This is a genomic window from Micrococcus sp. iso_26 (assembly GCF_056172975.1).
In genome coordinates this window covers 1,562,887-1,577,530 of the sequence record NZ_CM149652.1, presented here as the reverse complement: position 1 = coordinate 1,577,530, position 14,644 = coordinate 1,562,887, and the positions used below count along the sequence as shown (strand labels likewise).

Below are 14,644 nucleotides of genomic sequence, written 5' to 3'. Positions count from 1 at the left end.
CCCCGCATGAGCCCGCACACCGACCCGGCCACGGCGGCCGCACCCGTCCTGTCCACCGCGGACCGGCTCGACCGCGCCGAGTCCAAGGCGGAGGTCCTCGTCGAGGCCCTGCCCTGGATCCGGCGGTTCGCCGGAACCGTCATGGTCGTCAAGTACGGCGGCAACGCCATGGTGTCGGAGGAGCTGCGCCGGGCGTTCGCCGAGGACATCGTGTTCCTGCACCACGTGGGGGTCCACCCCGTGGTGGTGCACGGCGGCGGCCCGCAGATCAACGCGATGCTCGACCGCCTCGGCATCGCGTCCGAGTTCCGCGGCGGCCTGCGCGTGACCACCGAGGAGGCCATGGACGTGGTCCGCATGGTGCTCACGGGACAGGTGGGCCGCGAGCTGGTCGGCCTCGTGAACTCCCACGGCCCGTACGCCGTCGGCTTCTCCGGCGAGGACGCGGGGCTGCTGCGCGCCCGCCGCACGGGCGCCGTCGTGGACGGGCAGGAGGTGGACCTCGGCCTCGTGGGGGAGGTCACCGGCGTCGACCCGACCGCGATCCTCGACGTGATCGAGTCCGGGCGGATCCCCGTGGTCTCGTCGGTCGCCCCCGAGATCGACGACGACGGCGAGCCCACCGGGCAGGTCCTCAACGTCAATGCGGACACCGCCGCCGCGGCCCTGGCCGCCGCCCTCGGCGCCGCGAAGCTCGTGCTGCTCACCGACGTCGAGGGCCTCTACGCGGACTGGCCGGACCGGGACTCCCTCATCAGCTCGCTCACCGCCGCCCAGCTGCGTGCGCTGCTGCCCTCCCTGGCCTCCGGGATGATCCCGAAGATGGCCGCGTGCCTGGCGGCCGTCGACGCCGGCGTGCAGCGCGCCCACGTCGTGGACGGCCGCCGCCCCCACTCGATGCTGCTGGAGGTCTTCACCTCCGCGGGCGTCGGCACCCAGGTGGTGCCCGACGCCGAACCCACCGCCCCGACCACCCCCGAGGAGGACGCATGAGCACCGACCAGTCCGCGCTGCTGGAGCGCTACCACGCCGCCCTGACCGGAGTCTTCGGCCGCCCCGCCCGCGTGCTCGTGCGCGGCGAGGGGGTCCACGTGTGGGACACCGACGGCCGGCGCTACACGGACCTGCTGGCCGGCATCGCCGTGAACGCGCTCGGCCACGGCCACCCGGCGCTGGTGCGGGCGGTGTCCGAGCAGGTCGCCACGCTCGGCCACGTGTCCAACCTCTTCACCTCCGAGCCGCAGATCCGCCTGGCCGAGCGCCTGCTGGAGCTGGCCGGCGCGCCCGCGGGCTCCACCGTGTTCTTCGCGAACTCCGGCACGGAGGCCAACGAGGCCGCGTTCAAGCTCGCCCGCCGCCACGGTGCGGACGACCCGTCCGGCCGCCGGACGCGGGTGATCGCGCTCGAGCGGGCCTTCCACGGCCGCACGATGGGCGCCCTCGCGCTCACGCACAAGGAGGCCTACCGGGCGCCCTTCGAGCCGCTGCCCGGCGGCGTGGAGCACGTGCCGGGCGGGGACGCCGCAGCCCTGCGGGCGGCCCTGGCCCCGGACGACGACGGCGCCACCGTCGCCGCCGTCATCCTCGAGCCGGTCCAGGGCGAGGCCGGCGTGCACGGCTGGCCGGCCGGCTACCTGGCCGAGGTGCGGGCCGCGACCCGCGAGGCCGGCGCCCTGATGATCCTCGACGAGGTGCAGTCCGGCGTGGGCCGCACCGGCACGTGGTTCGGCTTCCAGAACCCGGCCGTCACCGGTGCGGCAGAGCCGGTGGTGCCCGACGCCTTCACCCTGGCGAAGGGACTGGGCGGCGGCGTGCCGATCGGGGCGCTCGTGTGCGTCGGCCCCGCCGTCTCCGGGCTGCTCACCGCCGGCCAGCACGGCACCACGTTCGGCGGCAACCCCCTGGCCACCGCCGCGGGCCTGGCCGTGCTCCAGACCGTCGAGGACGAGGGCCTGCTCGGCCACGTCCGCGCCGCGGGCGAGGCCGTGGCCGCCCTGCTGGAGGACCTGCCCGAGGTGGCCGCGGTCCGCGGTCACGGCCTGTGGATCGGCGTCGACCTGGCCGACCCCGCGGGACCGGCCCCGGCCGGCGGGCTGGCCCCCGCCGTCGTCGCCGCCGGCCTCGAGGCGGGCTGGATCCTCAACGCCACCGGCCCCTCCACCCTGCGCCTGGCCCCGCCGCTGACCGTGCCCGTGGCCGAGCTCGAGCGCTTCGCCGCGGCCCTGCCCGGGCTCGTGGCCGCCGCCCTGACCCCCGCCGAAGGAGACCGCCCATGACCCCCGCTGCCGCCGTCCGCCACTTCCTGGTGGACACGGACCTCACCCCGGCCGAGCAGGCCGAGGTGCTCGACCTCGCCGCGCAGATGAAGGCCGACCGGTTCCGGCACCGCCCGCTGGCCGGGCCCCGGACCGGCATCGTGTTCTTCGACAAGACCTCCACGCGCACCCGCGTCTCGTTCGCGGCCGGCATCGCCGAGCTCGGCGGGACGCCGCTGATCGTGAACCCGGGGGAGTCGCAGCTGGGCCACAAGGAGTCCGTGGCCGACACGGCCCGCGTGCTGGAGCGGATGGTCGGCGTCATCGTCTGGCGCACGTTCGCCCAGGCCGGCCTCGAGGAGATGGCCGCCCATTCCTCGGTGCCCGTGGTCAATGCGCTCAGCGACGACTACCACCCCTGTCAGATCCTCGCCGACCTGCTGACGGTGCGCGAGCACCTCGACGGCACGGCGGGCCGCACTCTGGCGTATCTGGGGGACGCGGCGAACAACATGGCCCACTCGTACCTGCTCGGCTGCGCGACGGCCGGCATGCACGTGCGGGTCGCCGGACCCGAGGGGCACCTGCCTGCCGAGGACGTCGTGGCCGCTGCCCGACAGCGGGCGGCGGAGACGGGCGGTTCCGTCCTCGTCACGACGGACGCGGTGGAGGCCCTGGCGGGCGCGGACGTCGTCGTGACCGACACGTGGGTGTCCATGGGCCAGGAGGAGGAGAAGGAGGCCCGCCTGGCGCTGTTCCGCGACTACCAGGTGGACGCCGCCGCGATGGCGCGGGCGGCCGACGATGCGATCTTCCTGCACTGCCTGCCCGCGTACCGGGGCTACGAAGTCACGGCCGAGGTGATCGACGGGCCGCGGTCCGTGGTGTTCGACGAGGCCGAGAACCGCCTGCACGCGCAGAAGGCGCTCATCGCCTGGCTGCTGTACCGCTCCGGCCTGGCCGAGGAGCCGCGCTGATGGCCGCCCCCACGACGAAGATCGCCCGTCAGGCCGCGATCCGGGAAATCCTGGCCACCCGGGGCATCCGCTCCCAGGCCGAACTCTCGGACGCCCTGGGCGATCGCGGGCTGTCCGTCACCCAGGGCACGCTCTCGCGGGACCTGGTGGACCTCGGCGCGGTGCGGACGCGCGGGCCGGCCGGCATGGTCTACGCCCTGCCGGCGGAGGGCGACGACGGCGCCGTGCCGGGCCGCGGTTCGGACGCGCAGCTGAACCGGCTGGCGAGCATGGCCCGCGAGCTGCTCGTCTCCGCCGAGCCCACGGCGAACCTCGTGGTCCTGCGCACGCCCCCGGGTGCGGCGCAGTTCCTGGCCAGCGTGATCGACCAGGCGCGCGTGGAGCACGTGATGGGCACGATCGCCGGCGACGACACCATCCTCCTCATCACCACGGGGACCACGTCCGCCCCGGCCGTCGCGGCCCACCTGCTGGGTCTGGCGGGCTAACCGACCCGTCCGGCCCCGCCCGCGCGGGTGACGGGCACCAGGCACGAGGAAGGCCCCCGCCGACGGCGGGGGCCTTCCTCGTGTGGTACCGGTCCGGGGGACCGGTCAGGCGTCTCAGGCCTGCGGCAGGACGAGCTCCTGGCCGACGTAGATCACGGCGGCGTCGGAGACGGCGCCCTTGTTGGCCTCGTAGAGGGCGGTCCAGCCACCCTCCACCTCGTACTCGTTGGCGAGCTTCCAGAGGGAGTCACCGGACTTGACGACGATGGTCTCGGCCTCGGCGACGACGGCCTGCTCCGCGGCAGCGGCCTGCTCCGCGGCGGCAGCCTTCTGAGCGGCGGCCTTCTCCGCGGCGGCAGCCTTCTGAGCGGCGGCCTTCTCAGCGGCAGCGGCCTTCTGAGCGGCAGCCTTCTCCGCGGCGGCGGCACGCTGGGCGGCAGCCTTGTCGGCGGCGGCCTGCTCGGCAGCAGCCTGCTTGGCGGCCCAGCGCTCGGCGGCGGCCTGGTCGGCAGCAGCCTGCTTGGCGGCCCAGCGCTCGGCCGCGGCCTGGTCGGCAGCAGCCTGCTCAGCCGCGGCCTGGTCGGCAGCAGCCTGCTCAGCCGCAGCCTGGTCGGCAGCAGTCTCGTCCGCGGCGGACTGGCGCTGCACGGTGGCGGTGCGCTCCACGGCGACCGGGGCGGCGTCCACGTCGCCGGCGTCCGCGTCAGCCTGGGTCAGGCCCAGCTTCTGCGAGCACAGCGGCCAGGCGCCCCAGCCCTGCAGGTCCTGGAGGATCTCGGCGCGCTTGATCTGCTCGGCCTTCGAGGCCTGATGCGGGTAGCCCTCGCCGCCGACGGCCTGCCAGGAGGACAGGGTGAACTGCACGCCGCCGTAGAAGCCGTTGCCGGTGTTGATGTCCCAGGTGCCGCTGGACTCGCACTCGGCGAGGCGGTCCCAGGTGTCCACGGTGGCGGCCTGGGCCGGGGCGGAGAAGCCCACGGCGGCGGCGCCGGCGAGGGTCATGCCCGCGACGATCGAGGCGGTGGCACGGCGGGAGCGGGTGGCGGAAGTGGTGAAGAGAGTCATGGTGTCCATGGCGAGTCCTCGCTGATCGGCGGCCGAGGCGCACCGGGGTCGTCCTTCTCCTTGGTCGGGTCATGCCCTCCGTCGGTTCGAGACGACCCAGCAGCGGGCGACCGTCGGAGGGGGTTCGATGTCGTGGCCTCCCCGTCCCCGACCTCTCGGTCAGATCACGGTTCGATCACGAATCGGCTACGGAAGAGTCAACGACGGGAGCCCCCCTCGCGTCAAATCATGGGTCGACGGATTCTTGCCCGTCTGTCTGAAATTTGAGAACGGGTGACGAATCGATCCCTAGAGTCGTGGGCGCGTGGATGAAATGCACGCTACTGGTCGGATTTGCTGTCATGGTGTCTGATCCGCCGGTGTGGACAACCTCCGTCACAGGGGCATGGGCGAAGGTCACGATCGACGGCCGAGGCCGTGACCTGAGTCGCGTTCGACCCGGGATTCGAGGGCGGAGCGATGGTCGCCCGTGGCCGTCGCTGTCGGCGCAGAGGGGCTGCACAGGGGCCATCGGGAGCTGATATTCCGTCAGTTGCATATTTATTCAAGATCCGGGTAGGATCGCCACCGAGCACGCCTCCGACGGCCACGTGCCGCGCTGGGAGACCCCCCCTATATAAAGAGGAGAAAACGTGAAGGAACGCATCATCCTTGCCTACTCGGGCGGCCTGGACACCTCGGTGGCCATCGGCTGGATCGCCGAGGCCACGGGCGCCGAGGTCGTCGCCGTCGCGGTCGACGTGGGCCAGGGGGGCGAGTCCCTCGAGACGATCCGCCAGCGCGCCCTGGACTGCGGCGCCGTCGAGGCCTACGTCGCCGACGCGCGTGACGAGTTCGCCGAGCAGTACTGCATGCCCACGCTCAAGGCCAACGCCCTCTACATGGACGCCTACCCGCTGGTCTCCGCGATCTCGCGCCCGGTGATCTCCCGCCACCTGGTCGCGGCGGCCCGCCAGTTCGGCGCCTCGACGGTGGCGCACGGCTGCACCGGCAAGGGCAACGACCAGGTCCGCTTCGAGGTCTCCATTCAGACCCTCGGGCCCGACCTGAAGTGCATCGCCCCGGTGCGCGACCTCGCCCTGACCCGTGAGAAGGCCATCGAGTACGCCCAGCGCAACGACCTGCCGATCGTCACCACCAAGAAGAACCCGTTCTCGATCGACCAGAACGTGTGGGGCCGCGCCGTCGAGACCGGCTTCCTCGAGGACATCTGGAACGGCCCCACGAAGGACGTCTACGACTACACGGACGACCCCGCCTTCCCGCCGGCGCCGGACGTGGTCACGATCGCCTTCGAGCGCGGCGTCCCCACGGCCCTCGACGGCCGCGCGCTGAGCCCGCTGGAGATCATCGAGGAGCTCAACCGCCGGGCCGGTGCCCAGGGCGTGGGCCGGATCGACATCGTCGAGGACCGCCTCGTGGGCATCAAGTCCCGCGAGATCTACGAGGCACCGGGGGCCATGGCGCTGATCGCGGCCCACCGTGAGCTCGAGAACGTCACCCTGGAGCGTGAACAGGCGCGCTTCAAGAAGCATGTGGACCAGCGGTGGACCGAGCTGGTCTACGACGGCCAGTGGTACTCCCCGCTGAAGCGGAACCTGGACACGTTCATCGACGCGACCCAGGAGCACGTCAACGGTGAGATCCGCCTGGAGCTCCACGGCGGCCGCGCCACGGTGCAGGGTCGCCGGTCCGAGACCGGCCTGTACGACTTCAACCTCGCCACGTACGACGAGGGCGACTCGTTCGACCAGTCCTCGGCCCGCGGGTTCATCGACATCTTCGGCCTGTCCGCGAAGACGGCCTCCGAGCGCGAGCAGCGCCTGCGCGGCAGCGACGACCTCCAGGACGTCGCCCGCCTGTCCAACGACTGACCCCGCACGCCCCGTGCACGACGGCGGCCCGCCCGCGACCGGGCCGGCCGCCGTCGGCCTGTCACCGACCTCGAGGAGACCTTCGATGACCGAGAACACCGATGCCCGCCACGGGACCAACGAGGGCGCCCTGTGGGGCGGCCGCTTCGCCGGCGGCCCTTCCGAGGCGCTCGCCGCGCTCAGCAAGTCAACGCACTTCGACTGGCGCCTGGCGCCCTATGACATCGCGGGTTCCCGTGCCCACGCCCGGGTGCTGCACACCGCCGGTCTGCTCAGTGCGGACGACCTGGACGGGATGATCGCGGCCCTCGACCGTCTCGAGGCGGACGTGCGTTCCGGTGCCTACACCCCGGCGGCGTCCGATGAGGACGTGCACGGCTCGCTCGAGCGCGGCCTCATCGAGCGGGCCGGTCCCGAGCTCGGCGGCCGCCTGCGGGCCGGCCGATCCCGCAACGACCAGGTCGCCACCCTCGGCCGGATGTTCCTGCGCGACCACGCCCGCATCATCGCGCGGGGCGTGATCGCCACGGTGGACGCGCTGCTCGATCAGGCGCGGGCGCACCCGCACGCGCCGATGCCGGGCCGCACCCACCTGCAGCACGCGCAGCCCGTCCTGCTCTCGCACCACCTGCTCGCGCACGCCTGGGCGTTCGCGCGGGACCTGCAGCGGCTCGTGGACTGGGACGCGCGCGCGGCCGTCTCGCCGTACGGCTCCGGGGCCCTGGCAGGCTCCTCCCTGGGTCTGGACCCGAACGCCGTGGCCACCGAGCTCGGCTTCGAGTCGGCCGTGTGGAACTCGATCGACGGCACCGCCGCCCGCGACGTGTACGCGGAGTTCGCGTGGGTCGCCGCGATGGTCGGCGTCGACCTGTCCCGCATCTCGGAGGAGGTCATCTTCTGGGCCACCAAGGAGGCGGGCTTCGTGACGCTGCACGACGCGTACTCCACAGGGTCCTCGATCATGCCGCAGAAGAAGAACCCGGACGTCGCCGAGCTGGCCCGCGGCAAGTCCGGCCGCCTCATCGGCGACCTCACGGGGCTGCTGGCCACGCTCAAGGGCATGCCGCTGGCCTACAACCGCGACCTGCAGGAGGACAAGGAGCCCGTCTTCGACGCCGCGGACACCCTCGAGCTGCTGCTGCCCGCCGTCTCCGGGATGATCGCCACCCTCGAGTTCCAGACGGAGCGCATGGCGGAGCTGGCCCCGCAGGGCTTCGCGCTGGCCACCGACGTCGCCGAGTGGCTCGTCCGCCAGGGGGTCCCGTTCCGCGAGGCCCACGAGCTGTCCGGCGAGGCCGTGAAGGCGGCCGAGGCCCGGGGCGTGGAGCTGTGGGACCTCACGGACGATGAGTACGCGGCCATCTCGCCGGCGCTGACCCCGCAGGTCCGCGAGGTGCTCAGCACGGAGGGCTCGCTCGCCTCTCGCGACGCCCAGGGCGGGACCGCGCCGACGGCCGTCGCGGCGCAGATCGGGGCGCTCGAGGACGCCCTGGAACCGCTGCGCCGCTGGGCCGACACGCCGGGCTCCGTCGTCGACGCCCGCTGACGCGGTCGCCCGGTCGAGTCGGCGTCGGCCGGGCCGGACGCGGCGGTGCCCGGCAGGGCACCGCCGCGTCACCCGCCGTTCACCGCGGTCGGCGTAGCATGGGTGGTCACTTTTCCGCCGGGCGGGCCGCAGCGTGGTCCGCCTCTCACCGCACCGCGAGGGCCCCCGATGACCGATACCGTGTCCGTCCGCCAGTCCGAGCTCGACCTCGAGCGGGGTCGGGTCGCCGAGCGGTACGCCCGCCTCGACGCCCTGCGTGAGGAGAAGGAGCGCCAGCTCGCGGCCGTGCGCCGGACCGGCCCGCAGGGGTCGCTGCAGAACCACTCCGAGCGCGACGCCTTCGCCAGCCTCTACGAGGACCGACTCGCCCAGCTCTACGCCGTGGACGACCGCCTCGTCTTCGGCCGGCTCGACCTCGACGCCGAGCGGGAGGGTGGGGCCGACGAGCAGCGGTACATCGGGCGCATCGGCCTCACCACCGAGGACCACGAGCGCCTCCTCGTCGACTGGCGCGCGGCCGAGGCCGGCGCCTTCTACCAGGCGACGGCGGCCCACCGGGGCCGCGTGCGCCGTCGTCGTCACCTGATGCTGCGGGGGCGCGAGGTGCGCGACCTCGAGGACGACATCCTGGACCCGACGCTGCTGGGCGAGGACGGCGTGCGCGCCGATGCCCAGGGTGCGCTGCTGGCCGCCGTCACCGCCCGACGCACGGGACGGATGGGGGACATCGTCGCCACGATCCAGGCGGAGCAGGACGAGGTGATCCGCGCGCCCCTGCCCGGGGCGGTCGTGGTGCAGGGCGGGCCCGGCACGGGGAAGACCGCCGTCGCCCTGCACCGCGCCGCCTACCTGCTGTACACCCACCGGGAGCGCCTCGCCCGCTCGGGCGTGCTGATCGTCGGCCCCTCGACCGCGTTCATGCGGTACATCGAGCGGGTGCTGCCCTCGCTGGGCGAGACGGGTGTCGTGATGTCCTCGCTGGGGACGCTGATGCCGGGCGTGCGGGCCGTCCCGGAGCGGGACCTCGACGCGGCGGCGGTGAAGGGCCGGCTGGACATGGTGGACGCCGTCGCCCACGCGGTCGCGCAGCGCCAGCGCCTGCTCGTCGAGCCGCGGCGCCTGATGATCGACGGCACGGCCGTCAAGCTCAAGCCGGCCATGGTCCGGCGCGCCCGGGACAAGGCACGGGCCACCCGCAAGCCCCACAACGAGGCCCGGGTGACGTTCGTGAAGATCCTCGTCCGCGAGCTCGCGGAGAAGCTGCGCAAGAAGCTGGAGAAGTCCTCGGGCGCCCCGGTGCAGCGTGACCTCCTGCTGGAGGACGTGCGCACCTCGCGCGACGTGCGCATCGCGCTCAACCTCTGCTGGATGCCGCTGACGCCGGAGAAGCTCATCGGCGACCTCCTCACCCGGGAGGACCTGCTCCGGGCGGCGGCCCCGTGGCTCTCCGACGCCGAGGTCGGCACGCTCCTGCGGCCGGCCGACGCCCCCTGGACCGAGGCCGACGTGCCCCTGCTGGACGAGGCGGCCGAGCTGCTCGGACGCCTCGAGACCCCGGGCCGGGGCGGTGAGTTCGCGGCCCAGCACGAGCGCAACCTCGAGAACGCCAGGGCGTCCCTGGAGAACATGCACCAGACGCTCGCGGACCTGGGCGTCGACGGCGTCGTGGACGCCGAGCAGCTGGCCGCGGCCAATGAGGCACGCGGGGTGCGACGGACCACCGCTGAGACCGCCGCCCACGACCGCACCTGGACGTACGGGCACGTGGTGGTGGACGAGGCTCAGGAGCTCTCTCCGATGCAGTGGCGCCTGCTGGCGCGCCGCTGCCCGATGAAGTCGTTCACCATCGTGGGGGACATCGCGCAGTCCTCCCGTCGTGACGCGGCCGGCTCGTGGGCGTCCGTCCTCGCCCCGGAGTTCGGGGACCGCTGGCGCCTGGAAGAGCTGACCGTGAACTACCGCTCGCCCGCGCGCGTGATGCGCTGGGCCGCGCAGGTCGCACGGGCGGCCGGGCTCGAGGTCTCCCATCCGCGCGCCGTGCGCGAGGGCGACCACCGCCCGCGCCTGGTGACGGAGCCGGGCGGGGACGTCGCGGCCCTGGCCCTCGACGCGGTCGAGGTCGAGCGGGACCGCGTGCCCGAGGCCCTGACCGCCGTGATCGCCCCCGCCGAGCGGACGGGGGAGCTGCTCACGGCCCTCCGGGAGCGGTGGGGGGAGGCGGCCGTGGACACCGCGCCGCTGCCCGGCGTCGAGATCGTCGTCGCCACCCCGTGGGAGACCAAGGGGCTGGAGTTCGACACCGTCGTGCTCGTCTCGCCCGAGCGGATCGTGGCCGACGCGCGCGGCGTGGTGGGCGATCTGTACGTGGCGATGACCCGCGCCACCCAGTCGCTGTCCGTCGTCGCCGGGACGGACGCGGCCGCGCTGCCGGCCGGGCTGGCGGACGTCCCGGAGTGAGCCCCGCGGGCGACGTCGCACGTGCACGGCGTCGCGGAGGCGCGCGGGCGCGTCGCTAGGCTGGGGGCTATGGCACCCCAGAACGAGGAGCGCGCGGCCCGACTGCGCGCACAGGCGAACGACCCGAGCTTCGAGAACGTCTGGCAGGAGCTGCGCTGGCGCGGGCTCGTGCACGTCTCGACGGACGAGGCCGCGCTGGAACAGGCGCTGGCCGGGGAGCCCGTCTCGTATTACTGCGGCTTCGACCCGACCGCTCCGTCTCTCCACCTGGGACACCTGGTCCAGCTGCTCACACTGCGCCGCCTGCAGCTCGCCGGCCACCGCCCGTATGCCCTCGTGGGCGGCGCCACCGGCCTCATCGGCGACCCGCGGCAGACCTCGGAGCGCGTCCTGAACTCGCAGGAGACCGTGGCGGCGTGGGTGGAGTCGCTGCGCGCGCAGATCGAGCCGTACCTCTCCTTCGAGGGGGAGAACGCGGCGACCATGGTCAACAACCTGGACTGGACCGCGGGCATGAGCGCGCTGGACTTCCTGCGGGACGTCGGCAAGAACTTCCGCGTCGGCACGATGGTGAAGAAGGAGATCGTGGCCAAGCGCCTGAACTCTGATGAGGGCATCTCCTACACGGAGTTCTCCTACCAGGTGCTGCAGGGCAACGACTTCCTCGAGCTGCACCGCCGGCACGGCGTGACCCTCCAGACCGGCGGCTCCGACCAGTGGGGCAACCTCACCGCCGGCACCGAGCTGATCCGCAAGGTGGAGGGGACCCACGCCCATGCGCTGGGCACGCCGCTGATCACGAACGCGGACGGCACCAAGTTCGGCAAGTCCGAGGGCAACGCCGTCTGGCTCGACGCGGAGATGTGCTCCCCGTACGCCTTCTACCAGTTCTGGCTCAACACGGCGGACGCGGACGTCGTCGACCGGCTCAAGGTCTTCACGTTCCTGACCCGCGCGGAGATCGAGGAGTACGCGCAGAAGGTGGCCGACGAGCCGTTCCGCCGGGAAGCCCAGAGGCGCCTGGCGTGGGAGGTCACGGCGCTGGCCCACGGAGAGGAGACGACGACGAAGGTCATCGAGGCCTCCCAGGCGGTGTTCGGAGGCGGCGACCTCACCACGGTGGACCCGGACACGCTGACCGCCGTGCTGGCCGAGCTGCCGCAGGCCGACCGGACCCAGTGGGAGGGGGAGCCGGGCACCGTGACCGCGGTCGAGCTGCTGGTCTCCACCGGGCTGGTCGCCTCGCGCTCCGAGGCGCGTCGGACGGTGCGCGACGGCGGCGCGTCGGTGAACAACGTGCGGGTGACGGATGCCGACCAGGTGTTCACCCGAGACGACGCCCTCGCCGGCCGGCACCTGCTGGTGCGCCGGGGCAAGAAGAACATGGCGGGTGCGGACCTGGGGGAGGCCTGACCACGGCCGCAGACCACCGGTGTCCACCGGGTCGCCAGAAGTGACCGAGGACACGACGGGCGGCGACGGCGGAGGAACCGCCCACGGGAGGAGCACCGGGCCCCGTTCTCCGCAGGATTCTGCGGAGAACGGGGCCCTCCTTCGTGCCCGGACGCCGGGTGTCACCCCTGATTTTGTGTTCGGTGGGATTCGTGTGTAGAGTTCCATCTCGTGCTCAAGACGCCGACCGGGTGACCGGGAGGCGGGGTGAAGAACACAGAATCCGCGGATTCATGCTGAGAATGGCAGGTCCAGGGCGGGTGGTGCTCACCGGGTGCGCGGCCGGCAGTGATGCGGGTCGGGATTCCTGAAGAAGATGATCTGGTTTGACAGCCGGGAATCATGTGGTAAGCTTTTCAAGGCCTTCCACGTGGATGGTCCGGTGAGTGTCTGACACCGCGTTGAGCGGAGTTGACATGGTCGGATCATGTGGTAAGGTTTTCTAGCCCGACCATGTGAACGGACGGTGAATGCTTCGGACACGGAGTTGACACGGTCGAAACGGATGGTCTAGGATGGAGAAGTTGCTCCAGAGCGAAACGGCCCGCGGAGCGGGTCGCTGAAGCTGGAAGCGCCTGTTGTTTGAGAACTCAATAGTGTGCCAAGTTTGTTGATGCCAATTGTTTTAACACATATTGGTTGATCATCGCCTGCCACCCCCGTGGTGTGGTGATGGTCTGCTAGGTATTGAATGGATGTCGTGGTGGTTATTTCCGGCTGCCACGGTGTTGTTCTGTAATTTTTTTACGGAGAGTTTGATCCTGGCTCAGGATGAACGCTGGCGGCGTGCTTAACACATGCAAGTCGAACGATGAAGCTCAGCTTGCTGGGTGGATTAGTGGCGAACGGGTGAGTAACACGTGAGTAACCTGCCCTTAACTCTGGGATAAGCCTGGGAAACTAGGTCTAATACCGGATAGGAGCGCCTACCGCATGGTGGGTGTTGGAAAGATTTATCGGTTTTGGATGGACTCGCGGCCTATCAGCTTGTTGGTGAGGTAATGGCTCACCAAGGCGACGACGGGTAGCCGGCCTGAGAGGGTGACCGGCCACACTGGGACTGAGACACGGCCCAGACTCCTACGGGAGGCAGCAGTGGGGAATATTGCACAATGGGCGAAAGCCTGATGCAGCGACGCCGCGTGAGGGATGACGGCCTTCGGGTTGTAAACCTCTTTCAGTAGGGAAGAAGCGAAAGTGACGGTACCTGCAGAAGAAGCACCGGCTAACTACGTGCCAGCAGCCGCGGTAATACGTAGGGTGCGAGCGTTATCCGGAATTATTGGGCGTAAAGAGCTCGTAGGCGGTTTGTCGCGTCTGTCGTGAAAGTCCGGGGCTTAACCCCGGATCTGCGGTGGGTACGGGCAGACTAGAGTGCAGTAGGGGAGACTGGAATTCCTGGTGTAGCGGTGGAATGCGCAGATATCAGGAGGAACACCGATGGCGAAGGCAGGTCTCTGGGCTGTAACTGACGCTGAGGAGCGAAAGCATGGGGAGCGAACAGGATTAGATACCCTGGTAGTCCATGCCGTAAACGTTGGGCACTAGGTGTGGGGACCATTCCACGGTTTCCGCGCCGCAGCTAACGCATTAAGTGCCCCGCCTGGGGAGTACGGCCGCAAGGCTAAAACTCAAAGGAATTGACGGGGGCCCGCACAAGCGGCGGAGCATGCGGATTAATTCGATGCAACGCGAAGAACCTTACCAAGGCTTGACATGTTCTCGATCGCCGTAGAGATACGGTTTCCCCTTTGGGGCGGGTTCACAGGTGGTGCATGGTTGTCGTCAGCTCGTGTCGTGAGATGTTGGGTTAAGTCCCGCAACGAGCGCAACCCTCGTTCCATGTTGCCAGCACGTAATGGTGGGGACTCATGGGAGACTGCCGGGGTCAACTCGGAGGAAGGTGAGGACGACGTCAAATCATCATGCCCCTTATGTCTTGGGCTTCACGCATGCTACAATGGCCGGTACAATGGGTTGCGATACTGTGAGGTGGAGCTAATCCCAAAAAGCCGGTCTCAGTTCGGATTGGGGTCTGCAACTCGACCCCATGAAGTCGGAGTCGCTAGTAATCGCAGATCAGCAACGCTGCGGTGAATACGTTCCCGGGCCTTGTACACACCGCCCGTCAAGTCACGAAAGTTGGTAACACCCGAAGCCGGTGGCCTAACCCTTGTGGGGGGAGCCGTCGAAGGTGGGACCAGCGATTGGGACTAAGTCGTAACAAGGTAGCCGTACCGGAAGGTGCGGCTGGATCACCTCCTTTCTAAGGAGCATTAGTGCCCGTTGCATCACCGCGTGTGTGATGGCGGGTTGCTCATGGGTGGAACATCAATGAATGGTGCCAGTGGTGGTGCCGGCAGTGCTCGAGTACGTCATGCCTTTGCGGGTGTGGTTGGAATGGGTGGTGTTGGTGGCTGCGAGCTGGTGTTGGCACACTGTTGGGTCCTGGAACAGCAGGCACCCTGATCTGTGAGGGTTGGGGTTGTTGTTTCTGGTCTCCGTATCTTGTGAAGCTGGCCTTGTGGGT

The 14,644-nt window shown here is 70.5% G+C and carries 9 protein-coding genes and 1 rRNA gene; 9 read left to right on the top strand and 1 reads right to left on the bottom strand.

The annotated features are described in order from the left end of the window. Positions 1-6: 6 nt before the first annotated feature. Genes argB through argR form a run of 4 tightly spaced genes read left to right on the top strand, consistent with a single transcriptional unit; the run spans position 7 to position 3,720 of the window. A complete protein-coding gene (argB, locus tag AC0VX0_RS07265) occupies positions 7-993 on the top strand; it encodes an acetylglutamate kinase (protein WP_169577793.1) in 987 nt (328 codons plus the stop codon). Beyond that, positions 990-2,276 (top strand): acetylornithine transaminase, encoded by a 1,287-nt coding sequence (locus AC0VX0_RS07260; RefSeq protein ID WP_257746789.1) that lies wholly within the window; start codon positions 990-992, stop codon positions 2,274-2,276. Before argB ends, AC0VX0_RS07260 begins: the two co-directional genes overlap by 4 nt. Beyond that, positions 2,273-3,232 (top strand): ornithine carbamoyltransferase, encoded by a 960-nt coding sequence (gene argF, locus AC0VX0_RS07255; protein ID WP_049147959.1) that lies wholly within the window; start codon positions 2,273-2,275, stop codon positions 3,230-3,232. The genes AC0VX0_RS07260 and argF overlap by 4 nt, the downstream gene beginning before the upstream one ends. Beyond that, on the top strand, positions 3,232-3,720 hold the full coding sequence (gene argR, locus AC0VX0_RS07250; RefSeq protein ID WP_049147960.1) for an arginine repressor: 489 nt from the start codon (positions 3,232-3,234) through the stop codon (positions 3,718-3,720). The genes argF and argR overlap by 1 nt, the downstream gene beginning before the upstream one ends. A gap of 114 nt (positions 3,721-3,834) precedes the next feature. On the opposite strand, the gene rpf is transcribed toward argR, so the two are convergent. Then, positions 3,835-4,794: a resuscitation-promoting factor Rpf gene (rpf, locus tag AC0VX0_RS07245; protein WP_078025584.1), complete on the bottom strand. Its 960-nt coding sequence runs from the start codon at positions 4,792-4,794 to the stop codon at positions 3,835-3,837. Positions 4,795-5,417: 623 nt separating this feature from the next. Between rpf and AC0VX0_RS07240 the strand changes: the two genes are divergently transcribed. The 5 genes from AC0VX0_RS07240 to AC0VX0_RS07220 all read left to right on the top strand — a co-directional run bounded on the left by AC0VX0_RS07240 (position 5,418) and on the right by AC0VX0_RS07220 (position 14,380). Then, positions 5,418-6,659: an argininosuccinate synthase gene (locus tag AC0VX0_RS07240; protein ID WP_063190209.1), complete on the top strand. Its 1,242-nt coding sequence runs from the start codon at positions 5,418-5,420 to the stop codon at positions 6,657-6,659. Between the two features lie 85 nt (positions 6,660-6,744). Next, positions 6,745-8,205: an argininosuccinate lyase gene (gene argH, locus AC0VX0_RS07235; RefSeq protein WP_063190210.1), complete on the top strand. Its 1,461-nt coding sequence runs from the start codon at positions 6,745-6,747 to the stop codon at positions 8,203-8,205. 168 nt (positions 8,206-8,373) lie between these two features. Next, on the top strand, positions 8,374-10,662 hold the full coding sequence (locus tag AC0VX0_RS07230; RefSeq protein ID WP_063190211.1) for a HelD family protein: 2,289 nt from the start codon (positions 8,374-8,376) through the stop codon (positions 10,660-10,662). Positions 10,663-10,731: 69 nt separating this feature from the next. Beyond that, positions 10,732-12,075, top strand: coding sequence for a tyrosine--tRNA ligase (gene tyrS, locus AC0VX0_RS07225; RefSeq protein ID WP_078025586.1), 1,344 nt, complete (start codon positions 10,732-10,734; stop codon positions 12,073-12,075). A gap of 782 nt (positions 12,076-12,857) precedes the next feature. After that, positions 12,858-14,380, top strand: a 16S ribosomal RNA gene (locus tag AC0VX0_RS07220). The last annotated feature ends 264 nt before the right edge of the window (positions 14,381-14,644 follow it).